The following is a 22434-nucleotide window of genomic DNA, read 5'->3' as shown; positions in this document are numbered from 1 at the left end:
GGATCCTTCTGGTCCGGCCGCCCTCGATCTGTATTTGCTAACCCTCCCAGGCCACCGGACAACTTCCCCTGGCCCTGTCCACGATTTGGGCCACCACCTGGCCACTGGTGCTGTTCTCCCCCATGCGATTGGGCTTGCCTTGACCGTGCCAGTCCGATCCTCCGGTCACCAGCAGCCCCCAGCGCTGGGCCAGGGCCAGTAGCCGTCGACGCTGCTCTGGCGGATTATCCCGATGCCAGACCTCCAGTCCGCCCAGCCCCTCTCTGGCCAGCGCGGCGATCTGCTGGTCGGAGAGCAGAACGGGATTGCGGCTGATGGCACCGGGATGGGCTATGACCAGGACGCCGCCTGCATGGTTGACTGCTGCCAGCACCTGGTGGGTGGTCGGCGAGGGCGTAGGCAGATAGTAAGCGCTGCCGGAGGAGCAGACCCCGGCGAAGGCCTGGCTCCGGTCGGCATATACACCGGCTTTGACCAGAGCATCGGCGATGTGCGGACGGCCCACCGTGGTCTTTGATCCCTCCTTGACCTGGTCCAGCACATCCTGCCAGGTAATCGGATAATCCCGTGAAATCCGTTCGACCATAGTCCTGGTTCTGGTCAGCCTGGCTTCCCTGGTCTTGGCGAAGAGCCCGGCTATGACCGGATCCTCAGGATCGTAAAGATAGGCCAGCATGTGAACCGATACGCGGCCATCCTGCGCGGTGATTTCGGTGCCAGGCAGCAGGGGCATCCCCAAGTCCTGGGCCGCCTTACGAGCCTGATCCCAGCCCGCATTGGTGTCATGGTCGGTGATGGCCAGACCTTCCAGACCCAGCTGCTGCGCCTGCTCAACCATCCCCCTGGGCGTCACGGTGCCGTCGGAGAACACGGTGTGGCAGTGCAGATCCCAGCCGGAGGCCTTAGCAGTATCCTCATGCGTCATGCCTCCATCCTAAACTCGTGAACGATTCAGTGTCCCAGAGAACCTTCCCGACCATTAAGGTGATGGACTCCATGAGCGAACCGACCTCTTCAACATCACTGCAACAAGGTGACAGATCCTTCTTCAGCTATCTGATTGCCGCCCTGGCCTCACTCGCAACCCTCTACGCCAGCCTGGTCCTGTCAGCGGAAACCCTGCAATTGGCACGGCACCCCCAGGGCCAGCTCAGCTGTGACATCAACTCTGTGGTCTCCTGTTCAGCCGTGGCCCAGTCCCCCCAGGCCGAACTGATTCGCCTGGGCACCCTGCCGGTCCCCAATGCCTTTCTAGGATTGATGGCCGAATCTGTCTTCCTGACGCTGGCCGTAGTAGGCCTCTGCCGGATCAAGATGCCGGCGCTGCTGGCGGCGGGAACATGGTTCGCCTCGCTTGCCGCCCTGGCCTACGCGCTCTGGCTGTTCACCCAGTCGCTCTTCGTCATCCACGCCCTCTGCCCCTGGTGCCTGGTCATGACCTTCGCCACCAGCTTGCAGTTCATGGCCTTCAGTCACGCCACGGTCGTCCAGCAGGGTCTGCCACGCAAGAGGCCAAGATGGCTGCAGACCTACTACCAGCGGCACTTCGATCTGATGGTCGACCTGATTTGGCTGGTCGCCCTGGCAACCATCGTTCTGGCCGTGGAAGGATCCGCCCTCTTCGGCTGATCAGCAACCGGGAATATTCTCCAGGGTCAGACGGGCCACCATTCTGGCCGGTCCTGTCAGCCACACATCCTTCGGATCCACGTCCACCTTCAGACTGCCTCCACCTACCTGAATGGTCCAGTGATCGACCCCGGTCAAAGCTCGAAGCAGCACTCCGCTGGCGCACAAACCGGTCCCGCAGGACAAGGTCTCGCCTACGCCACGCTCATAGACCCTCATGCTGGCCCGACCGCTGCCATTGTCGGAATCTAGGGCATCCAGACGCAGGAATTCCACATTCTGCCCCTCAGCCAGCCCGGGCCTGACCCGCGGGGGAGCCGACAGGTCCAGATCGCCCAGGTCAGGCAGATCAGCCCTGGACAGCAGGTCGGTCACGGTCCCAGGCAGTCCCCCGGTCTCCACTTCGGCAGCGGCTGAAGCCAGAACGACTGCATGGGGATTGCCCATATCCACCAAGGTGCCAGGAGCCGAGCCTCTTAGGACCTCGCCGTCGACCAGCTGTTGCCCCACCGGGCCCAACCGCCAGGCCCCGACCTTGACCTTGAAGACATGCTCGCCATCGCACTTCATCGGACTGCGCGAGACAATCCGCTTGACTCCGGCCCGGGTCCCCAGCAGAAAGGAGGATCCCTCCATGGTCGGCGTCAGCCCCTGCTTCTGGGCGAAGAGGGTGACGGCCCGCGTCCCGTTGCCGCACATCTGCGCCAGTGATCCGTCCGCGTTGCGGTAGTCCATAAACCACTGACAGCCGAAACGGTCACAGGCATCCACCTGCTCCTGGTTCAAGTCGCTGACATCGGCCGGATGGGTCAGCCGGATCACACCGTCGGCGCCGACCCCGAAATGCCGGTCACACAGCCATCGCACCTGGTCGGCCGTAGGTTCCAGATCCCCCCGGGGATCGGCGTAGACCACGAAATCGTTGCCGGTGGCTTGCATTTTGTAAACAGTCCGGGGAATACTCATGCTTGTAGCGTACGGCCCTTCGGCGACAGGCTAGGCTGGTTCTTCGGCTGCGAAAGGAGCAGATCATATGGCATCAGATGCACCGATCGGGATCTTCGACTCCGGGCTCGGCGGTCTGAGCGTCACCGCAGCCATTCGCAAACTCCTTCCTCACGAAAATCTGCTCTACTTCGGTGACTCCGCCTATGCCCCCTATGGCACCAAGGAGCCAGCCCAGATTGCCCAGCGCTGCCAGGTCATCGGCGACCGGTTCATGGACCAGGGCGTCAAGGCCATGGTCATCGCCTGCAACACCGCCACCAGCGTCTGTGTGGATGAGATGCGCCAACGTTACCCGGTCCCTGTCATCGGCATGGAGCCGGCCCTGAAGCTGGCTTGCACACGAGGCGGAGGCCGACCCCAACGGGTTCTGGTCACGGCAACCCCGCTGACCTTGAAGGAAGCTAAGTTCTCGCGCCTGATGGCTCGGTTCTCCGGCAGGCACACCATCCTCACCCAGCCCTGCCCAGACCTGGTGACCATTGTGGAGTCTGACAGGTTGAGCGACAAGGTCCTGGTCGACGCCACCCTGCACCGTTACTTGGATCCCTATGATCTGCAGACCCTGGATGCCTTGGTCCTTGGCTGCACCCACTTCGTTTTCTTCCGCCAGTCCATCGCCCGCATCTGCCCGCCGAGCCTGGCACTGATCGACGGCAACCCTGGAACGGCCCGCCACCTCAAGGATCTGCTGGCCCAAGACGATGCCCTCAACCCGGGCCCTGGTCCCGGCAAAGTACAGATTGCGAACTCTGATTCCTCACCGGCCATGCTGGATCTGTCCAAGCGGCTGCTGGCCTCCTGCCGCCCCTGAACGGCTTGTCCAACGTTCACGCATAAGCTGTCATCAAGCTCGGATATCTGTCAGGAATCGAGGTGCTTATGGCACGCAAAAGAACAGCCGTCATTGACGTAGGCGGCGGCTACCGGTCCATCTTCGGCGCCGGCGTCTTCGACCGCTGCATGGAGCAGGGCATTACCTTCGATCACTGCTACGGGGTCTCGGCCGGCAGTGCCAATCTGGCCTCCTTCCTGTCGGGCCAGCTCAGACGCTGCTACCGTTTCTACACCGTTTACTCCTCTCGCAAGGAGTATGCGAGCGTGAGCAACTTCCTGACCAAGCACACCTTCGTCGATCTGGACTACGTCTACGGCAAACTATCGGCCCACGATGGGGAATGCCCGCTGGATTACCAAGCTCTGAAGGCCAACCCGGCCCTGTTCACCGTAGTGGCCTGCAAGGCCACTGACGGATCCACCGTCTACTTTGACAAGTCCGACCTGACCCAGGACAACTATGACATCCTCAAGGCCTCGTCCACTGTGCCGGTGGCCAACAAGCCCTACATGATCGATGGAGTGCCCTATCTGGACGGCGGCATCGCCGACCCGGTCCCGGTCCGCAAGGCCATGGACGAGGGCTATGAACGCATCGTTCTGGTTCTGACCCGCCAGAGGGATATTCTGCGCGAGCAGAAGAAGGATGTCCTGCCGGCCCGGATCCTGTCGAGGACCTATCCAGCGGCCGGCGAGCGCCTGATGGAGCGCTACCGCACCTACAATGACGAGGTCGCCTTGGCCAAGCAGGCCGAAAAGGAGGGCCAGGTGCTCATCCTGGCCCCGGACAGCCTGTGCGGGCTGACCACACTGAGCAAGTCGCTCAAGGGACTCAACGCCATGTACGACAAGGGCTATCGGGCCGCCGAGACCATAGCTGACTTCCTGGAAAGCTGAACCCCGTCCCCGCACGACTCTCCATACGCGGTTTTCCTTTTCCCCGTTTTGGTCGAACTCTTTTACAAACCTTACAGTATCGGCGCCCCGGTCTCGCTCTCTGTGCCTGCGCTCCTGCGACCGTGGCGGGGATCCGCACTCCCCTGGCTGCTCTGGGCAGTCATCAGCGCTGCGGTCATCTGGTTGAAGAGCTCGTTGTAGCCGCCGGGGGTCGCCGCAGGCAGAACCAGAGTCTTGGCATTGTCGGACTCGGCCAGCGAACGCATCACATCCAGATATTGGTTGAAGAGCACCACGTTGTTGACGGCATCGATATCCATACCTACGGCCCGAAGACTGTTGATCTGGTCCACAATGCCGTTGGCGATCTCCCGCCGGTAGTTGGCCTGGCCCTCGCCCTGCATCCTGGTCTTTTCGGCATCCGCCCTGGCCTGGGTCTCAATCTCGATCCGACGGGCCTCGGCACGCTCCCTGGTGGCCTCCTTCTCACGCTGGGCCGCATTGATGGAGTCCATGGCCTGCTTGACCTGGGTGGAAGGATCGATGGCAGTGACCAAGGTCTTGATGACCGAAAATCCGAAACGCTGCATCTCCTGGCCCACGGTCTGCTGAACGTCGGAGGCGATATCGTCCTTGCGGGCGAAGGCGTCATCCAGGCTCAACGCGGGAATGGCCGACCTGAGGGCGTCCTCCATGTAGGAGCGCAGCTGGCCCGCCGGATCGACCAGCTCGTAGTATGCCGTAGCCACGTTGGCCGCCTCCACACGGAACTGTGCGGAAACCTCCACGGTGACGAAGACGTTGTCCTTGGTCTTGGTTTCCAGCTTGACGTTCAGCTGGTTGACCCGCAGGTTGGTCTTGGCGGCTATCCGGTCCACCAAGGGGATCTTGGCATGGATGCCCGCCAGCACCACACGGTGGTACTTGCCGAAGCGCTCAATGACATCTGCCTGCTGCTGGGGAACCACGAAAATCCCCAGGAGGAAGATAATCAGCGCCAGGACCAGCACGGCGATCACAATGGCGATGCCTAGATGCATGAGTGTTCTCCTTCGAGCTTAAAACCCTTGGATGCCGGACCTGAAAACCGCATCATTCCGGCCTTTCCTCTCATCACCATACATGGTGGGCTCGTCTGAATAATCGGTTCGTGCATTGAGGCCGTAATAGACTCGGCTTACAAGACTTCAACCCGAAAGGATGAACATGACAAAACTGCGCGGCATCGACGCCGAAATCTTCCCCCTGGTCCTGGGCGGCAACACCTTCGGATGGACCAGCGACGAATCTGTGTCCGACCAGGTCCTGGATGCCTACACAGCAGCCGGAGGCAACCTGATCGATACAGCTGACGTCTACTCAGCCTGGGCCCCCGGCCACTCCGGCGGCGAATCCGAGATCGTCCTGGGCCGCTGGCTGGCCAAGAACGGCAACCGCGACAAGGTCCTGGTGGCTACCAAGGTCAGCCAGCACCCCCAGTACTCCGGTCTTTCGGCCAAGAATATCGAGGCCGCTGCCGATGCCTCCCTGCTCAGGCTGGGCCTGGATGTAATCGATCTCTACTACGCCCACTTCGACGACAGCTCCACCCCCTTGGAGGAGACCGCAGCAGCCTTCGACAAGCTGGTCAAGGAGGGCAAGGTCCGGGCCATCGGCCTGTCCAACTACACGCCGGACCGGATCCGCGAGTGGTTCAGCATTGCTCGCAAGGAAGGCCTGACCCTGCCGGTGGCCCTGGAGCCCCAGTACAACCTGGTCTACCGCAGGACCTATGAGAATGGCCTTATGCCAGTTGCCAAGGACGAGAATCTGGCGGTCTTCCCTTACTTCTCACTGGCCTCGGGCTTCCTGACGGGCAAGTACCGGACCATGGACGATCTCAAGGGCAAGCAGCGTGAGGGCATGGTCAAGGACTTCTTTACCCAGGAGGGACTGGACGTGGTCGCCGCCATGGACGGCATCGCCAAGGCCCACGGGGTCGAACTGGCCACCGTAGCCCTGGCCTGGCTCAACCACAGGCCTGGGATTGCGGCCCCTATCGCCTCTGCACGCACCCCTGGGCAGCTGCCGGCCCTCCTGGCCGCTGCCCATCTGGAACTGAGCGACGAGGATATGCAGACCCTGGACCAGGTCAGCGACAAGGTCAAGGGCTGATCTGCAAACTTCGCTGCCCGCTGCACGGCCACGTGTGACACAAGCGAACACCCAGCCAGGCAGGTCGAACGGAAAAGGGCTTCCATCTGATACAGGATGGAAGCCCTTTTGTACAGCTACGATCAGGCCTTGACCAAATCGACCTGCGGCTGATCCAGATCGGCGGCGTTGACGGTCAGGCTGGTGGCCAGGGTCTCTCGGGCGATCAGGTCACTGAACTGCTGGGCCTTGGGGGCATCCTCTCCGGGCAGGGTCAGGGTCAGATGAATCCGGTCAGCGATGTCCAGACCTGCGGTCTTCCGGGCATCCTGAACCTGGCGGATCAGATCCCGGGCATAACCTTCAGCCAGAAGATCGCTGTCCAGCTGGGTGTCGAGGATGACGAAGCCACCAGTGGGCAGGGCTGCAGAGGCCGAACGGTCGGCCTGGGAACCGTCCTCCTGCTCGATCCGATTGTCCAGCTCGTATTCGCCTGGCTCCAGGGCCACCGGTCCATCGGGGGTAGTGACGACCACATGGCCGTCCTGCTCTGACCAGTCTCCCTGCTTGGAGGCACGGATGACGAACTGGACCTGCTTGCCCAGTCGGGGTCCGGCCGCGCGCGCATTGACCTTGAGATCGTGGATGATTCGCAGACCATGCTGGCCGGCCTGGTCCAGGGTGCAGAACTCCACATCCTTGATGTTGAGCTCGGATTTTAGCACGTCCACATAGGAACGGGCCGCATCGGGGTCACGAACCACCACGGTCAACCGGGACAGGGGCTGGCGGACGCGGATCTGCTCGGCCTTGCGCAGGGCCAGGGTGGCCGAAACCACCTCGCGGACCTTCTCCATGGCGGTTACCAGGGCAGGATCGTCGCGCAGGACCTGTCCCAGCTGGGTCTCCTGCCCGGTGGCCTCGTCGGCCAGGAAGGGCCAGTCGGCCAGATGTACCGACTCACCGCCGGTCAGCCCTCGCCAGATCTGCTCGGCTTCCATGGGCGCCAGAGGGGCCAGAACACGGGAGAAAGCCTCCAGGACTGTGTAGAGGGTGTCGAAAGCCTGGTGATCCTCGCTCCAGAAGCGGTCGCGGTTGTTGCGGATGTACCAGTTGGTCAGCACATCGATGAAGTCAGTCACCGCATCGCAGGCTTCCGAGATGGCGAAATCGTCCAGGGCCTTCTGCACCGACTGGATCAGTCGACGGGTCCGTGCAAGCAGGAAACGGTCCATCTCCGGCAGGTCGACCACACGGTCCGGTGTCAGCGCCTGGGCCTGGTAGCCGGCTCCCTTGTTTGCCGCGTTGGCGTAGAGCGTGTAGAAGTAGTAAGAGCTCCAGACCGGCAGCATGACCTGACGGACCGTGTCGCGAATGCCATCGGCGGTGACGACCAGGTTGCCGCCGCGCAGGATGGAAGAGCTCATCAGGAACCAGCGCATGGCATCGGATCCGTACTTGTCGAAGACCTCGTTCACATCCGGATAGTTGCGCAGGTGCTTGCTCATCTTCTGTCCGTCGGAGCCCAGGACGATGCCATGGCAGATTACGTTCTTGAAGGCCGGCCGGTCGAAGAGGGCTGTGGACATGATGTGCATGGTGTAGAACCAACCGCGGGTCTGACCGATGTACTCCACCACAAAATCGCAGGGGTCCCTGTCTTCGAAATACTGCTTGTTTTCGAAGGGGTAGTGGAACTGCGCGAAGGGCATGGAGCCCGACTCGAACCAGCAGTCCAGCACATCGGTGATCCTGTGCATGGTGGACTTGCCGGTCGGATCGTCGGGATTGGGCCTGGTCAGCTGATCGATCCAAGGCCGATGCATGTTGATCTGCCCCTTGTCATCGGTCGGGTAACGGCCAAAGTCCTGCTTGAGCTCATCCAGGGACCCATAGACATCCACCCGAGGGTACTTGGGATCGTCCGAGACCCAGACCGGTATGGGCGAGCCCCAGAACCTGTTGCGGGAGATGGACCAGTCGCGGGCGTTGGCCAGCCATTTGCCGAACTGGCCGTCCTTGACATTCTCGGGGATCCAGTTGATCTGCTGGTTGAGTTCCAGCAGGCGGTCCTTGATCTTGGTCACGGAGACGAACCAGCTGGAGACCGGCTTGTAAATCAGCGGGGTGCCGCAACGCCAGCAGTGTGGGTAGGAGTGGACGTAGCTCTTCTCCTGGAAGAGGATGGCCCTATGCTCGGCTGGGATCTGTGCCAGGGGGCCGTCGCCTGCACGCAGGTTGCGCACGATGGGCATGTTGGCATCGAAGGCCTGCATGCCCTGGTAATCGGGGCACTGCTCGGTGAAGACGGCGCCTGCATCGAGGACGTCAACGCTGCGGATTCCCTTGGCATTCAGGGTGTTCATATCGTCTTCGCCATAGGGAGCCTGGTGGACCAGGCCGGTGCCCTCCACAGTGTCGACGTAGTCGGCCGTGTAGATCGTATAAGCATTGGGGCCGGGGGTGCCGCCCTCGGATTCGGCCTGTTCTCCGGCGAAGTAGGGGAAGACCGGCCAGTACCGCCAGCCCTCCATCTGGGACCCCTTGAGGGTGCGGACCACCTGGTAGTCCTCCCCCAGCTGCTTGGCGTAGTCGCCCAGACGGGCCGTGGCGATGTAGAAACGCTTGCCGGCGAAGGGTCCCGACACCGGGCTGACCTCCGAGTACTCGATGTCAGCGCCGACCACGATGGCCAGGTTGGTGGGGACGGTCCAAGGGGTTGTGGTCCAGAAGACCGCATAGGCATCCTCGTCCCTGAGCTTGACGGCCACGGAGACGGTGGTGTCCTGCCGGTCCTGGTAGACATCGGCATCCATGCGCAGTTCGTGGTTGGACAGCGGGGTCTGGTCCTTCCAGCAGTAGGGCAGCACCCGGTAGCCTTCGTAGGCCAGGCCCTTCTCATAGAGGGTCTTGAAGGCCCACATGACTGACTCCATGTAGGAGACATCCAGGGTCTTGTAGCCGTGGTCGAAGTCCACCCAGCGGGCCTGACGATGCACGTAGTCCTTCCACTCGCTGGTGTACTTGAGTACTGAAGCGCGGCAGGCGTCATTGAACTTTTCAATGCCCATCTGCTCGATCTGATCCACGCTGTCGATGCCGAGCTCGCGCTGGGCCTCCAGCTCGGCGGGCAGGCCGTGGGTGTCCCAACCGAAGACCCTGTTGACTTTGTGGCCCTTCATGGTCTGGTAGCGGGGAATGACATCCTTGACGTAGCCGGTCAGCAGGTGCCCGTAGTGGGGCAGGCCGTTGGCGAATGGCGGGCCGTCGAAGAAGACGAACTCGTTGTCAGCATGATCACCCGACGGACGACGATCCACCGACTTGTTGAAGGTGTCGTCCTGATCCCAGTAGTCCAGGACGGACTCTTCCATGTGGGGGAAGGAGGGATTGGGCGTCACCTTGGCCAGAGCCGGGTCCACCACCGCCTTGGGATAGACTTCGCCGTCCCGATTTGTCGCATCTGAGGTATCAGTGGTCTGATTCACCGTTCACGCTCCTCGCTGGTCGTTCATGTCGCCATGTCGAGGACGAGGGACCCATGGGCCCACCGCGGTACCACCTCGCTTGCCCGGCCAATGACCCGCGCCGGACCGCTTGAAATGGGCTGTGCGGGCCCACCCGTCGGTTCTACTGAGGACCGCCGCATGCGATCCCGTTCTTCCGAGGGCTCCCCGCTGATAACGGATCAAGGCCCACTATGAATGGATAGTATCATCGCCTAAGGAAAGAGGGGAATCCGGTTCACCAGGCGGACAATCATCAGGCGGACCCATTTCGTCGCACCGCTGACTGGGCCCCCTCACCCCCGACCTCCCCCTGTCCCAGTGTCCGGTTCGCCCTCCCGGCCAGTCATCGGGTTTCCCAGCGCGGCCGCTACAATCTCATGCATGGCGAAGGAGAGGGTCCGAACCATGTCAATCTGCCCCTCCTCCCCCTCATCCATCAACCACTGGAGCTGGAGGCCGTCCATAAGAGCCAGTATGGACGAAGAGGCCATCAGTGCAAGATCCCGTTCCACTGCCTTTCCCTGATCGCGGCCCATCTGCACTATCCACTCGGCCACCTCCTGACGGAGATTGGCATACCGCTCTCTGAAAAATGGGTGGCCGGGATTCCCTTCGGTGATGGATTCCGAAGAGAGAGTGATGAAGGAGCGGGCGATCTCGGGATTGCGAGCATGATCGACGATGGTCTGCAAGAGGTGATCGAAACCTGCACTACCTCCTGGCATCTTCCTGTCAGGGAGGTCGGCCACTTCGGCCTGATCGTTGTATCTGAGGACCTCGATCAAGAGCTTGCGCTTTGAACCGAAATGGTGGAGAATGCCGGCCCGAGTCATTCCCACCTTGTCGGCAATCTCCTCAAGGGTACCCTTGGCAGCCCCCTTCCGGCCGAAGACATCAAGGGCAGCCCTCAATATCTCTTCCCGCTTGTGCAGAGTCTCAGGGCGGTGGCGGGTGTGGTCCCCGCCCTCACTCGGCCCATCTGTCTTCTTCACCTTCCGGATCATGCCAGCTTCTCCTTCCCCTTCATCGCCTGCCGGGGCCAGGTCGGTCTCCGCCATCAAGACCATCACCCCCTGTGGACCGTTCACTGCCTCTGCCTTTTGCCTGATCTGGACGGGCTCGGACCGGCAGGGCCCCGCAAGCTCGACGAAAAAGCCAGGCCTGGAGGGAGGCCAGGAGGGAGCCGGCAAAAAGGAGCCACAGTGGCCAGAGTCTAGGCAGGAAGATAGGAAGCAGGCAGGTGAGGGCCAAGAGGAGGAACATTCCTCCGCATTCCAGGACATGCCCGACCCCCACACCTAGCGAAGTCCTCAGGAGCTTTCCAAGAGAGGGGTTCTTGAGGCTCTGGTCCGACATAATGGAGGCTCCGGCTCCGCCAAGGTCGGAGGACAGACCCAGGGCCAGGAGGGGGAAGAGGGGCATGGCCGCCAGAAGAAGGAAGGCCACCAGGACCATAAAGGTAAGGAGGACCGGTTGAGACCCCCGCGTTAGATTTGCCAAAAGGAAGTAAGCCCCCACTAAGGCAGTTAGCACGGCCACGACCAGGAGCCAGACCTGGGTCGACCTGGCCAGGCGTGCCTTGAAAGCCTTCCAATAGCGGACACCCACCTGGACAGTTCCCTCCTCCTGCAGGGCGAAAACCACAGCGAAAAGGGCAGTCAGTCCGGCCCCAACCGTAACCAGGGGAAGGCAGGACACGAGAAAAAGAAGGTTCAACTTGAGGAGCTGCCAGACCTTATCCAGGCAACGGTAAAGGGGACCGTCCAGAGCGAAGATCCTGCTCATAGGCCCTCCACTGGGCCCGGTCCGCAGACAAGGGTCACAGCCATCACGGTCCAGAGGGTCGGTTCCGCCTCCTGACTCCGGCGGCCGAGGACGAAACGGACCCCAATTCTGATCTTCCTCCGTCGTCTGTTGTAAAGGACAGCCACCTGGCTTCCGTCGGTGTTCCCAAGGGGAAAATCGGACAGGTAGTCGGCCTGTTCCATACTGATCCTTCTGTCGCCTGGCCTGATAAATCGACTAAATCGGGCAAGACCGCAGTAGTCCAGATTACGGGTAATCCTTCCTCTTCGGTCCGCCGTGACCAGGTCTCGACAGGTACTGGTACCGAATCCGGAGATGACCTGCCCGCCCTTCTTGTCCAGCGTGAGATTCCACAGGACCAGGCAGCGGGCCTTATGGCGCATAAACTCGATACCTATGGACATCAGGCGGGCCAAGTTCTGGTGAAGTCTGGGTATCCACTCTCCCTCCGAACCCTCCGTGACATAGGCCCCGTAAACAGACCTCGGCGCGCTGACCTTCGCCTGACTTTCGGGCCAGCTGTCATACCAGTAACAGGCGATTCCGTCCAGGACCCCAACCGCCATGTCGATGAGGTCCAATTGGCGGTCTGTCCGATCCCAGTTGTGCTCATATCCTAGGATATTCGTTTGCAAACCGGCCCGGTCCAAACCCCGGCAGAGATCCTTGCGGATACTGAAGGAGAAGTTTATAAGGAACCTGCCCTCCCGGCCACCGTTGGGGTCGTCATAGGTGTTGGGGTGGTGGGAACAGTCATAGAACCACATTGGGTTGCGCAGAAGAGACAGGCTGATTACCGGCGTCAGGTCGAAGAGGGTCCTCATGAGGCACCGTCTGGTTCGAGAAGGCAGACGGTAGCAAACCAGGTAGGCAGAGGAGTCGGTCGCCAGGATGGCGCTCGGACGATCTTCGCCCATCTGTCGACCGCCCCGCCAATCAACGGCTCCCCTTCCAACCGGCCCAAGTTTTTCACTCACGTGGCCTGCCCTGCTGTTGAGGAAAATCCTAATCGTCATTCCCTCAGCTCCTGGTCTGCGAACCCTTGAGCCTGTTCAGGTTGGCAGCGATCTTTGCATCTCGTATCTTATTGATTTCGTCAATCCTGTTCTCCTTTTGGAACTGGCCGTACTGCTCCACCAAATTTTTGAAGTCCTTTTCGGATCCGCTCCTCATCAGGGAGACCAGGATGGTCGACCATTTGGTCTCGATTGCCGAGTAGGCACGAGCCTGGAGAGTGCCCTGGTCGGGGGCTATATTCTCTATCTCGTACTGGGTGGTCAGCCAAGGCTGTCCGAAATTCTGGATCTGACGGACAGCATCGGTAAAGGAATCCGGGTTGAGCGCCTTGTAGCGATCGTGGCCAAAGAGAACGAATTCGGCCATCCGGTATTCATTCTGCCACTTCTTGCTGTCGGTCAACCTAACCTTGTTGGCTTCGGGTGTCCACCTGACAATCTTGCCCGGCCCCCTGGTGTAGGTCTTCCCCTCAAACCCATAGTTGACCAACATCTGCCCATAGTCGCTCAGAAGGTAGGTGAAGACCTGGATGGCCTTGGAGGGATTCCGGCAACCCTTGCTGATGAAGTTTATGGTCCAGCCGCTCAGACCAGTATCGGTTAGTGTGGGTTTGCGCCCCTGAGTGCTGCGCAGACCGTCGATAGCCACATACTGGCTGTCGGGATGGGCGGTGGCCCACGTCTGGAGCCAGAGGCCGTGGTTGACCACGCTGGCCATGAATATACTGGCATACTTGCCCGACTGTATCTTCTCATTGAAGGCATCACCGTCATCGGCGAAGGAATCATCGGATATCCCACCCGCAGCGTGCAAACGGCGGAAGGTGTCCAGCCAGGTCAGATAGTCCTTGTCCTCCCTCCGATCGTAAAAGCGGTGGCCGGCCTTGGTGGTCGGGACTCCCAGAGTGTTCTGCAAGGTCACGTCCAGAGAGGAATTGGTCCCGTTGAACTCATTGAAGCCAAAGGGGATCAGGTCGGGGAACTTCTCCTTGATGGCCCTCATCCCAGCCAGAAAACCCTCCGGGGTGGTGAAATCCTGCTTTCCGATGGCAGCCAGCACATCCTTGCGGATGATGAAACCGCTTGAGGCATGCACGGTCCCGTCCCCGTAGTCCTTCTCCGTGTTGGAATAAGAAGGGTACCCGTAGGTTTTCCCATCGTCCTGACGGTACCAGTCCATGGTCTGTTTGGCCGCAACCTTATGGAAGTACGGGTCGTACTTGTCGGCCAGGTCATCAAGGGGGTATGCCCAGTTTTTGGCTGCCTTGACCACCCGGGAGTTGGCGTCCAGGACGGTGATCAGATCCGGCAGGTCACCGCCGGCGAAATAAGTATTGAGTTTGCTGTCATCTCCCGTGACGAACTCGATGTCCACATTCAGGTCCTTTTTGATCTGGCGGGTGATCATGTCCTTCCCGAAGGACTTGTTCCACCAATCGGCATTGACGTACCACAGGATTTTGTTGTCCTTACGTCCGTCAATCTGCCAGGCCGGCTTGTCGGGTGAAGGACTGTAGGCCGGGGCTGGCAACTGGGCCACCGTGTGCGATGTGTAGCTGTTGTCGATCCCGCAGGCCGCAAGACCACCCAAGACCGCCGGGATCATCACCACCGCGCAGAGGGACTTCAACCTTCTGCACACAATCGTTTTCTTACGCATGAATGCTCCTTAGCTCTTCTCGATCCGTGACGACCAGTCAGCCCTTGACCGCACCGGCCATGGAACCGCTGATGAAATACCTCTGAACGAAGGGGTAAAGCACCAGGATGGGCAGAACCGTGATGATGATGGTCGACAGCCTGACCCCGCGCGAGGTCGTATCCAGGACTAGATGACCCATGTTGGCGTTCTGTGTGGCCGCTTGGGACTGGACGATTATGTCGTACAGGCGCATCTGAAGCGGGTAGAGGGCCTCATTGTTGACATAAAGTTTGGTGGTCATGAAATCGTTCCATTGGGCCACCCCGTGGAAGAGGCCGATAGTGGCGACCCCAGGCATCGACAAGGGAAGAACCACTGACCGGAAGACTCTCCATTCACTCGCACCGTCGATACGGGCCGACTCCATCAGGGAGTCAGGAATCTGGCGGAAGAAGTTCATCAGGATGATGATGTCGTAATAGCTGAAGAGGGCCGGGATTATGTATACCCAGAAAGTGTTGAGCAGCCCCAAGGACTTGATCAGGAGGAAGGTGGGAATCATCCCACCGGAGAAGAACATGGTCACGATCCCCATGGCCGAGTAGAGCTTACGCCCTGCCAGGTAGGCCTTGCTCATCGGGTAGGCGAAGAGGGCGCAGAATAGGGTGTGGCATACCACTCCCACACCCGTCTTGGCCACAGAAATGAACAAGGCGTTCCACATGGTCTTGTCCTCCAGAACGTAGGTGTAGTTGTCCAGGGAAAACTCCTTGGGCCAGAAGGCTACCCCCCTTCCCAGGGCCTTGGAGGAGGAAAACGACGAGATAACGATGTTCCATACTGGTACGACGATCAGAAGGGTGAAGACCACCAGAAGGGCGCAGTTGACGATGGTAAAGGTGACCGAGCTGTGGCGGATCCTCCGGCTCGGAGCGACAGAAGCAGCATCTTGTTTGACTTTGGGCATGGTTCCTCCTCAGAGCACCGACTGGTTGTCGTTGAGTCTTTTGCTCAACAGGTTGGTGGCCACCAGGAGGATGACCGATATGACTGAAACCCCCAGGCCGACGGCTGTGGCATAGGAGAAGTCGCCCTGTGTCAGACCCATTCTGTAGACGTATGAGTTGATAACCTCCGCCTTGGGCTGGTTCTGAGAGTTCATCAGGACTAGGGTCTGGTCCAAGTTGGAATTGAAGAGAGCCGATACGGAGAGGATCAGATTGAGGGTGACCATCCCGCTGATTTCAGGCAAGGTAATGTGCCATATCCGCTGGATCTTGGATGCCCCGTCCATCTCCGCCGCCTCATAAAGGGAAGGGTCGATGTTGGACATGACTGCCAGGTAGAGGATGGTACCCCACCCGGCCTCTTTCCACACGTCTGACAAGGAGGCTATCCCCCAGTATTTGCCCGCATCCAGAAGGTAGTTCGTATTGGCCTGGAAGCCAAAAATCTGGAGTATCTGGTTGAGCAGACCGTTGGATGAGAGCCAGCTGATCATCATGCCTCCCAGAATGATCCAGGAGAAGAAGTGGGGCAGGTAGGTCAGGGTCTGCACGATTTTCTTGAAGGGCCCCCAGGGAACCTCATAAATCATGACGGCCAGGATGATGGGCAGAATGAAGCCCAGTATCAACTTAATGGAACTGATGCCCAGGGTGTTCCAGACCGAATCCCAGAAGTATTTGTCAGACAAAATAATCCGGAAGTTGTCTAGGCCCACCCAGGGGGAGTCACCGATGGTATCGACGACGGTGTAGTTCTTGAAGGCCAGCACCAGACCATATATCGGAATGAAGTTGAAGACCACCATGAAGAGGATGCCCGGAGCAATCATGACCTGCAACTGCCACTGGTGCCTGAAGCGGGAAAACCAGTGGCTTATAAGCCCCCCCCCCGCGATGGGATTGTTGGATGTACGGATTCCACTTGCAACCTTGCTCCTTTCGCCTCGCCCGTCCCTCAACATTGAGCGGCGGTGTAGATAGCGAACCGCTCCTGCGCGGCGGGCCATCCCATACGAATCAGATTGGATTTCCACTTACAGAATTTATCTTACTCATGAGTAAGTAATTAGTCAAAGAGAATCGATTTATAATGCAGCCGCCTCGAGATGGCGTAACGATAGGGACGATCCGGCCCCGAAGGAAGTGCCGGGGAATCACCTCCGGTAAGCCCTTCGGGGACGGATTGCTGTGATGGGACCAATTGCGCCCCTTGGCCTTAGGCGGACTGGACCCCGGCCACACTGAACCGGACCGCTTGGAGGTCGTCCTCATTGGAGGAGTGGCCGATCAGGAGATCGAACTCCCCATCCTCGACGACCCGGTGGGCCGAAGAGTCGACGATGGAACAGGCGGAGACCGGAATGTCCAATTCGACCTGGGCGGTCTGACCGGGTTCCAAGCTGACCCTCTTATAGGCCTTGAGCTCTCGGTCTGCCCAGGTGACCGATGTAACAAGATCCCTCACATAAGCCTGGACCACCTCCACACCGGGTCGGCCGCCGGTGTTCGTCAATGGGATACTGGCGTGGATAACTTGGTCGTGGGCAAAGGGGCCGGGACCCCCCTTGACCGAGGGGCGTCCATATTCAAAGGTCGTGTACGACAGGCCTTCGCCGAAAACGAAGGCGGGATCCTGGGTCAAGTCGGCGTACCGGTTGCCATGCTGACCACGAATCTGATTGTAGTAGACCGGTAGCTGGCCCACGTGCCGGGGCATGGAGATGGGCAGGCGACCCGAGGGTTCGGTCAGGCCCAGGATTATCTCAGCTATGGCCCTTCCACCCTCCATACCGGGGCTAGGTGCCCAGATTAGAGCGTTAGCAAGGTCGGCCTCGGCCGGAAGGACCAGGGGCTTGGAACTCATTAGAACCAGGCAAAGGGGCTTGTCCTCCTGGCTGCAGACATCGACAAGGGCTCGGATCAGGTCAGCCTGCCCACCCATAAGTTCGAGGGTAGCCGTCGACCGCCCCTCCCCCGTCAGTTGGACCAGGTCACCGACGACGGCGATGACCGCATCAGACCGCCTGGCCGTCTGGACGGCTTGATCCAGCTGGTCCTGATCTGTGGGAGCTGACTGGGCGATCTTGGGCCTGGGCTGGCCATCATGGAAGGTCGGGCCGGCAGGATCGTCCACCATGGTAATAATATCCGCCCCTCGGGCATAGTCCACTTGCCAACTCTCAGGAAGGAGGGAGGCCAGACCGTCACGGACCGTAACGATCATCTCCCTGGGTTGGCCTTGGCGCATCCAGGCCACCTGGCCCGAAGCCCCGGCCCAGTCTCCCAACTGGGACTGTGCATCATCGGCCAGAGGTCCCACCACGGCCAGCCTGTGGACACCCTCCTCCTGTCGCGGTACAATTCCTGCCTTCAGAGGGAGAGAACCGTCGTTGCGCAGAAGAACAACCGACTCACGTGTCAGTTCCAAGTTGGTGCGCTTGTGCTCCTGGGAGCCTATGGTCGTCCGGATTCTCTCCCGGTCGGGCAGACGGGGATTCTCGAAGAGTCCCAGCCGGAACTTGACGGCCAGAATCCTGCCCACGGCCTGATCCAGCTGGTCCTCCTCCAGAATGCCGGAACGGACGGCCTCCAAGGCCCCCTCGTAAAACTGGGGGGTGGTCATCATCAGATCGTTGCCGGCCTTGACAGCATCGGCTGCCGCATGAGTGTAGTCGGGTTCTATATGTTGCTCCCACACGGTGCGGCCCACGTTGTCCCAGTCTGTCACCAGCATCCCCCGGTAGCCCCACTGCCCCCTAAGGACCTCATCCAGGAGCCAGTGGTTCAGAGTGACCGGAGTGCCGTCAATGGCTTCATAACCCAGCATAAATGATCCGCAACCCTCCCTGGCCACCCGCTCGAACGGGGGCAGGAACCACGACATGAGCTTGCGGTGGGAAAGGTCGGCCTCACTGGCATCCCTGCCCCCCTGGGTCTCCGAATAACCCGCGAAATGCTTGGCGCAGGCCATGATAGCGTCCTCGGGGAGGGGCTCTCCGGCCTTGGCACCCCCCTGGTAACCCTTGACCATGGCCGAGGCCAAGTCCCCGATCAGGAGGGGGTCCTCCCCAAAGGTCTCATCCACCCGGCCCCAACGAGTGTCCCTGCTGATGCAGAGGACCGGCGAGAAGGTCCAATGGACCCCGGTCGCTGACACCTCCTCGGCCGTGACCCTGGCCGCCTGACGGACCCGTTCGGGGTCCCATGAGGTCGCCATGCCCAGCTGGCTGGGGAAGATGGTGGCCCCAGGCCAGAAGGAGTACCCATGTATGCAGTCGTCGCCTACTATCAGGGGAATCCCCAGCCGGGTCTCCTGGACGGCCATAGTCAGTGCCGCGGGCAGATCATCGGGGCTGGTGTGGAGGATGGATCCGACGTGTCTGCGCAGTATGAGATCCGGCAACAACTCCTTCCTTCCCTCCAGCTGCATCATCTGGCCGACTTTCTCCTCCAGTGTCATCCTGGACAGGAGGTCCTGGGTCCTTTCCCCCTCGGGCAGGGTCGAATCCTGGTACGGCATACCCCTGATCGGACGTTGATCTTCGGTTTTCATCTCTGCCATTCTTGTTCCTTCTCGAGCCTCATCTTGATGCATATCTCTGTCTCTGCACTGATCGATCGGTCTGGCATCGAACCATCCGGCCGCCGATCTCCCCGTGTCCATTGACTCGATAACAGCCACCCGAATATGGGTGTCGGACTCACTGAACCCCGGTCTGGCGCGCGTATTCATCTAAGAGGAAGGAGGTCATCCTCGTACCTCCTTCGCCAACCAGGACGGAAAATGAATTAATCGGCATGCCAGCCAGGAAGGAAGCGGGAGAATCATCCGTATCGTCCAACTTAGGCAGACGGCCGGCATCCCCCTCGGCTTTCATCTTCTGGACTATGGGCCCGCCGACCGGATCATCCTCCCACTCGCGCAGGGTGGACCATTCGTTCAAGGGAAGCCGCTTGCCGTCACCGGGCAGGTCCAGGTCCACCTGTGCGCTTATGTCGCGGCTGGAGGAGCCCACCTGGATTCCATAGGTCCCTTTCTCCACATGCCAGTCGCCGTATGCCTCCGACCAGTATGCAAAGGCCCGGGAATCCAAGTCAATGACGACTTCAGCGCTCTGCCCTGCCTTGAGGAAAACCCTCCTAAACCCCTTGAGTTCGTGGACCGGGCGTGAGACCCGATGCGAGCGCGGAGCCACATAGACCTGAACCACTTGGGCGCCGTCCACGTCTGATAGGTTGCTCACCCGTGCCGTCACACGCACTCCTCCCCTTCCGTCAGGAAGGGCGCGGATATCGTCAATCTTGAATTCGGAGTAACTCAGACCAAAGCCGAAGGGGTAGGCCACCTCCTTGTGGAAGGTGTCATAGTAGCGATAGCCCACATAGATGCCCTCACCGTAGTCCACATGGCCTTCCTCACCAGGCCAGTTGACCATCGAGGGGTCGTCATAGAGGTCCATGGGGATGGTCTGGGCCAGTTTGCCCGACGGAGAGACATCCCCGTATATTACGTCAGCCAGGGCCTGCCCGCCGTTCTGACCCAGGAGCCAGGCCTCGATGATCCCTCTGGCCTGGTCCCTCCAGGGGGTCAGAGAGACCACGGATCCGTTGGAGAGTATGACTGCAACGTTTGGGTTGACACTGGAGATGGCCTCCAGGAGTTCGATTTGTTTGGCGGGGATGTCCAGGGTTTTCCTGTCGAAGCCCTCAGACTCGGCCTCCTCGGGGAGTCCCATGAAGAGAAGAACCTTATCGGCCTTGGAAGCGGCCTGGAGTGCCTGGTTCGTCAGGCTCTGGTCCTGTTCAGCCTCATCAAGGGTGAACCCGGGGGCGAAGTCAACGACCTGTCCCCTGTCTGCCGCGGCATCCAGGAAGCTGGTGATCCTGGTCGGGGTGATGTGGGAGGATCCGCCACCCTGATAGCGGGGGGTGCGGGCGAACTCGCCGATCACAGCCACGGATTCTCCCTGCTTGACCGGAAGAATACCCCCCTCATTCTTGAGAAGGACCATGGATTCCAGGGCTGCCTGACGCGCTACCTGATTGTGGGCCTCCACGTCGTATTTATAGCCCTGGGTCTGCATGGCCGGACGGGTCTTGTTGACCAGGTCAATCATCCCCTGAGCCATCCGGTTCAGTTGGTTTTCGGACAAGCGGCCATCCTGTACCGCTTTGACGACCTGGTCGTCGGTGAAGCTGGGTGGCATCTCCAGGTTCAGACCAGCATTGAGGGATGCCACCCGATCATGGTCGGCCCCCCAGTCGCTCATTACGATCCCCTTGAACCCCCACTCGTCCCGCAGAACCTTGGTGAGGAGCCAGCTGTCCTGGGCGGCATGGACCCCGTTGACACGATTGTAGGCGCACATGACCGTCCAAGGCTGGGCGGCCTTGACGATGTGTTCAAAGGCCGGTAGATATATCTCACGTAGGGCACGCTGACCCACCCTGGCCGACACGTGCATTCGGTTGGTCTCCTGGTTGTTGACGGCGAAGTGCTTCAGCGAGGTTCCCACCCCCTTGGACTGGACGCCGGTGACGATTCCCACTGCCTCGTGGCCAGCCAAATAGGGGTCTTCCGACCAGAATTCGAAGCAACGGCCACCAAGGGGATTGCGTTTGATGTTCACGCCGGGGCCCAGGATAACCGCCACCTTTTCTTGGATACACTCCTCGGCCATGGCCTGACCCACCCGGTCAACAAGGTCCGGGTCCCAAGAGCTGGCCATTCCCGCAGCTGGTGGGAAGCAGGTGGCGGGGACCGATTGGTTCACATCCACATTGCCTGTAGAACTGTCGGCCTTGCGCAAGCCATGGGGACCGTCGGTGATCATGTACCCAGGGATCCCCTTGCCTTCCACCGACTGCAGATGCCAGGCATCCTGCCCCGATGTCAGACTGGCCTTCTCCTCAAGGGTCAAATCTTTGACTGTGGGATATTCTGTGTTACTCATACTCTCCGCTCCATGCTTCCTTGCCTGTTACGTTCCTTTTCGCATACACACTCGGTGTATCTCTCGGCCAGTCGTGCAGGTCCGTCCTCTGCCCAAAGCCCTTCCGGAGCCCGTCCCGGAAAGCCAAACCAGGGTCAAGAGGACCAATCTGACGAATCTCACGGCACTGACCAATTGGTAGGTAGATTAGCATTTTCATAGGGTCGACACACCACCAACGCATGGCTTCACAGGTAACCAGATGGTTGGTAACCTTCCTATAACTGAGTTCCTGACCGGGTGGTTTGGACTGAACTAGTTAGTGGGGGCGGAAAGAGACTGCGATGGCGGACAGGGACAGCGGCAAAAGAGCAGATGATGGGCTGCCCCGCCTACGCGGGCGCGCCAGCAAGCAGGCCATCATCGAGGCTGCAGTCGCTTCATTCGGTATGAGGGGATATTACGGGACCACCCTGCAGGGTATAGCCGATCGGGTTCACATGACCAAGGCCGGTGTCCTCCATCATGTAGGTAGCAAGGACGGCCTCCTGCACCTGGTCTTGAACGAGATATACGACTCCGAGACGGACCGGGTGCTGGACCGCCTCATCAGAAGCAAAGACCGGCCCCTCCTGGCCGAAATGTGGCGGCAGGTGGTCGCCATCAACGCCGATCGCCCAGCTCTGGTCCACATGTTCTCGACCCTGAGCGCAGAGGCCCTTGATCCCCACCACCCAGCTCATGCCTATTTCGAGGACCGCGAGCGCGGCAGCATCGACACTGCCATGAATATTCGGTGGGCCCTGCCGGAGGGCACAAGTCTGCGTCCATTACTCCAAGCCGGATACAGCATGATGGACGGAATCCAGCTGCGCTGGTTGCGCACCCCCGGTCAGGACCTTAATCAGCTCTGGGCCGCCTGTGAGGAGGTCATCTTCCCCCTGCCCACCTGGAGCGGCTATCGCTGAGGGGCAGAATCCCATTCCATATCGCCACAGTCGTCCTGGGGCATGAAACCGG

17 protein-coding genes are annotated in these 22434 nt (G+C 60.2%); 5 read left to right on the top strand and 12 right to left on the bottom strand.

Going from position 1 to position 22434, the window contains the following annotated elements:
* Positions 1 to 37: 37 nt before the first annotated feature.
* Complete coding sequence (locus H3V09_RS00460; protein WP_046322631.1) at positions 38 to 925, bottom strand: PHP domain-containing protein; 888 nt, start codon at positions 923 to 925, stop codon at positions 38 to 40.
* A gap of 71 nt (positions 926 to 996) precedes the next feature.
* On the opposite strand from H3V09_RS00460, the gene H3V09_RS00455 reads away from it, so the two are divergent.
* Positions 997 to 1629 carry a vitamin K epoxide reductase family protein gene (locus tag H3V09_RS00455; protein ID WP_046323692.1) on the top strand — a complete coding sequence of 211 codons (633 nt, stop codon included), beginning with the start codon at positions 997 to 999 and terminating at the stop codon, positions 1627 to 1629.
* On the opposite strand, the gene dapF is transcribed toward H3V09_RS00455, so the two are convergent.
* Complete coding sequence (gene dapF, locus H3V09_RS00450) at positions 1630 to 2595, bottom strand: diaminopimelate epimerase (protein WP_198190575.1); 966 nt, start codon at positions 2593 to 2595, stop codon at positions 1630 to 1632.
* Positions 2596 to 2662: 67 nt separating this feature from the next.
* Between dapF and murI the strand changes: the two genes are divergently transcribed.
* The gene (gene murI / locus H3V09_RS00445) at positions 2663 to 3448 is read left to right on the top strand and encodes a glutamate racemase (RefSeq protein WP_046322629.1); all 786 of its coding nucleotides are present in this window, start codon (positions 2663 to 2665) and stop codon (positions 3446 to 3448) included.
* 68 nt (positions 3449 to 3516) lie between these two features.
* Positions 3517 to 4368 carry a patatin-like phospholipase family protein gene (locus tag H3V09_RS00440; RefSeq protein ID WP_046322628.1) on the top strand — a complete coding sequence of 284 codons (852 nt, stop codon included), beginning with the start codon at positions 3517 to 3519 and terminating at the stop codon, positions 4366 to 4368.
* 71 nt (positions 4369 to 4439) lie between these two features.
* Here H3V09_RS00440 and H3V09_RS00435 read toward each other — a convergent pair whose 3' ends face one another.
* On the bottom strand, positions 4440 to 5408 hold the full coding sequence (locus H3V09_RS00435; protein WP_046322627.1) for an SPFH domain-containing protein: 969 nt from the start codon (positions 5406 to 5408) through the stop codon (positions 4440 to 4442).
* A gap of 166 nt (positions 5409 to 5574) precedes the next feature.
* Here H3V09_RS00435 and H3V09_RS00430 point away from each other — a divergent pair, with 166 nt between their 5' ends.
* Entirely contained in the window at positions 5575 to 6522 is a 948-nt protein-coding gene (locus tag H3V09_RS00430; protein WP_046322626.1) for an aldo/keto reductase, read from the top strand.
* 122 nt (positions 6523 to 6644) lie between these two features.
* Here the strand turns inward: H3V09_RS00430 and ileS are convergent, their stop codons facing one another.
* The 9 genes from ileS to H3V09_RS00385 form a co-directional block, all read right to left on the bottom strand.
* Positions 6645 to 9989 carry a mupirocin-resistant isoleucine--tRNA ligase gene (gene ileS, locus H3V09_RS00425; protein ID WP_198190574.1) on the bottom strand — a complete coding sequence of 1115 codons (3345 nt, stop codon included), beginning with the start codon at positions 9987 to 9989 and terminating at the stop codon, positions 6645 to 6647.
* A gap of 314 nt (positions 9990 to 10303) precedes the next feature.
* The gene (locus tag H3V09_RS00420) at positions 10304 to 11014 is read right to left on the bottom strand and encodes a TetR/AcrR family transcriptional regulator (RefSeq protein ID WP_198190573.1); all 711 of its coding nucleotides are present in this window, start codon (positions 11012 to 11014) and stop codon (positions 10304 to 10306) included.
* A gap of 19 nt (positions 11015 to 11033) precedes the next feature.
* Positions 11034 to 11795, bottom strand: coding sequence for a YesL family protein (locus H3V09_RS00415; RefSeq protein WP_198190572.1), 762 nt, complete (start codon positions 11793 to 11795; stop codon positions 11034 to 11036).
* Positions 11792 to 12793: a hypothetical protein gene (locus H3V09_RS00410; protein WP_198199016.1), complete on the bottom strand. Its 1002-nt coding sequence runs from the start codon at positions 12791 to 12793 to the stop codon at positions 11792 to 11794. The genes H3V09_RS00415 and H3V09_RS00410 overlap by 4 nt, the downstream gene beginning before the upstream one ends.
* Before the next feature lie 43 nt (positions 12794 to 12836).
* Complete coding sequence (locus H3V09_RS00405; protein WP_198190570.1) at positions 12837 to 14492, bottom strand: sugar ABC transporter substrate-binding protein; 1656 nt, start codon at positions 14490 to 14492, stop codon at positions 12837 to 12839.
* 37 nt (positions 14493 to 14529) lie between these two features.
* The gene (locus H3V09_RS00400) at positions 14530 to 15441 is read right to left on the bottom strand and encodes a carbohydrate ABC transporter permease (RefSeq protein ID WP_144176749.1); all 912 of its coding nucleotides are present in this window, start codon (positions 15439 to 15441) and stop codon (positions 14530 to 14532) included.
* A 9-nt stretch (positions 15442 to 15450) separates the two neighbouring features.
* Positions 15451 to 16311, bottom strand: coding sequence for an ABC transporter permease (locus H3V09_RS00395; protein WP_110425597.1), 861 nt, complete (start codon positions 16309 to 16311; stop codon positions 15451 to 15453).
* A gap of 386 nt (positions 16312 to 16697) precedes the next feature.
* The gene (locus H3V09_RS00390) at positions 16698 to 19034 is read right to left on the bottom strand and encodes a glycoside hydrolase family 3 N-terminal domain-containing protein (protein WP_198191083.1); all 2337 of its coding nucleotides are present in this window, start codon (positions 19032 to 19034) and stop codon (positions 16698 to 16700) included.
* A 148-nt stretch (positions 19035 to 19182) separates the two neighbouring features.
* Positions 19183 to 21435, bottom strand: a complete 2253-nt coding sequence (locus H3V09_RS00385) for an exo-alpha-(1->6)-L-arabinopyranosidase (protein ID WP_198190569.1) — start codon at positions 21433 to 21435, stop codon at positions 19183 to 19185.
* A gap of 323 nt (positions 21436 to 21758) precedes the next feature.
* On the opposite strand from H3V09_RS00385, the gene H3V09_RS00380 reads away from it, so the two are divergent.
* On the top strand, positions 21759 to 22382 hold the full coding sequence (locus H3V09_RS00380) for a TetR/AcrR family transcriptional regulator (RefSeq protein ID WP_198190568.1): 624 nt from the start codon (positions 21759 to 21761) through the stop codon (positions 22380 to 22382).
* The last annotated feature ends 52 nt before the right edge of the window (positions 22383 to 22434 follow it).

Source organism: Bifidobacterium sp. M0399 (assembly GCF_016100595.1).
In the GTDB taxonomy this organism is placed as follows: domain Bacteria; phylum Actinomycetota; class Actinomycetes; order Actinomycetales; family Bifidobacteriaceae; genus Bombiscardovia; species Bombiscardovia polysaccharolytica.
Note: the sequence above shows the minus strand (reverse complement) of the source record. Positions and strands in the feature narration are given on the sequence as shown.

Coding starts and splice junctions, on each gene's coding strand:
- H3V09_RS00460 (WP_046322631.1), bottom strand. CDS start 925: ATGACGCATGAGGATACTGCTAAGGCCTCCGGCTGGGATCTGCACTGC.
- H3V09_RS00455 (WP_046323692.1), top strand. CDS start 997: ATGAGCGAACCGACCTCTTCAACATCACTGCAACAAGGTGACAGATCC.
- dapF (WP_198190575.1), bottom strand. CDS start 2,595: ATGAGTATTCCCCGGACTGTTTACAAAATGCAAGCCACCGGCAACGAT.
- murI (WP_046322629.1), top strand. CDS start 2,663: ATGGCATCAGATGCACCGATCGGGATCTTCGACTCCGGGCTCGGCGGT.
- H3V09_RS00440 (WP_046322628.1), top strand. CDS start 3,517: ATGGCACGCAAAAGAACAGCCGTCATTGACGTAGGCGGCGGCTACCGG.
- H3V09_RS00435 (WP_046322627.1), bottom strand. CDS start 5,408: ATGCATCTAGGCATCGCCATTGTGATCGCCGTGCTGGTCCTGGCGCTG.
- H3V09_RS00430 (WP_046322626.1), top strand. CDS start 5,575: ATGACAAAACTGCGCGGCATCGACGCCGAAATCTTCCCCCTGGTCCTG.
- H3V09_RS00420 (WP_198190573.1), bottom strand. CDS start 11,014: ATGATCCGGAAGGTGAAGAAGACAGATGGGCCGAGTGAGGGCGGGGAC.
- H3V09_RS00415 (WP_198190572.1), bottom strand. CDS start 11,795: ATGAGCAGGATCTTCGCTCTGGACGGTCCCCTTTACCGTTGCCTGGAT.
- H3V09_RS00405 (WP_198190570.1), bottom strand. CDS start 14,492: ATGCGTAAGAAAACGATTGTGTGCAGAAGGTTGAAGTCCCTCTGCGCG.
- H3V09_RS00400 (WP_144176749.1), bottom strand. CDS start 15,441: ATGCCCAAAGTCAAACAAGATGCTGCTTCTGTCGCTCCGAGCCGGAGG.
- H3V09_RS00395 (WP_110425597.1), bottom strand. CDS start 16,311: ATGATTGCTCCGGGCATCCTCTTCATGGTGGTCTTCAACTTCATTCCG.
- H3V09_RS00390 (WP_198191083.1), bottom strand. CDS start 19,034: ATGAAAACCGAAGATCAACGTCCGATCAGGGGTATGCCGTACCAGGAT.
- H3V09_RS00385 (WP_198190569.1), bottom strand. CDS start 21,435: ATGAGTAACACAGAATATCCCACAGTCAAAGATTTGACCCTTGAGGAG.
- H3V09_RS00380 (WP_198190568.1), top strand. CDS start 21,759: ATGGCGGACAGGGACAGCGGCAAAAGAGCAGATGATGGGCTGCCCCGC.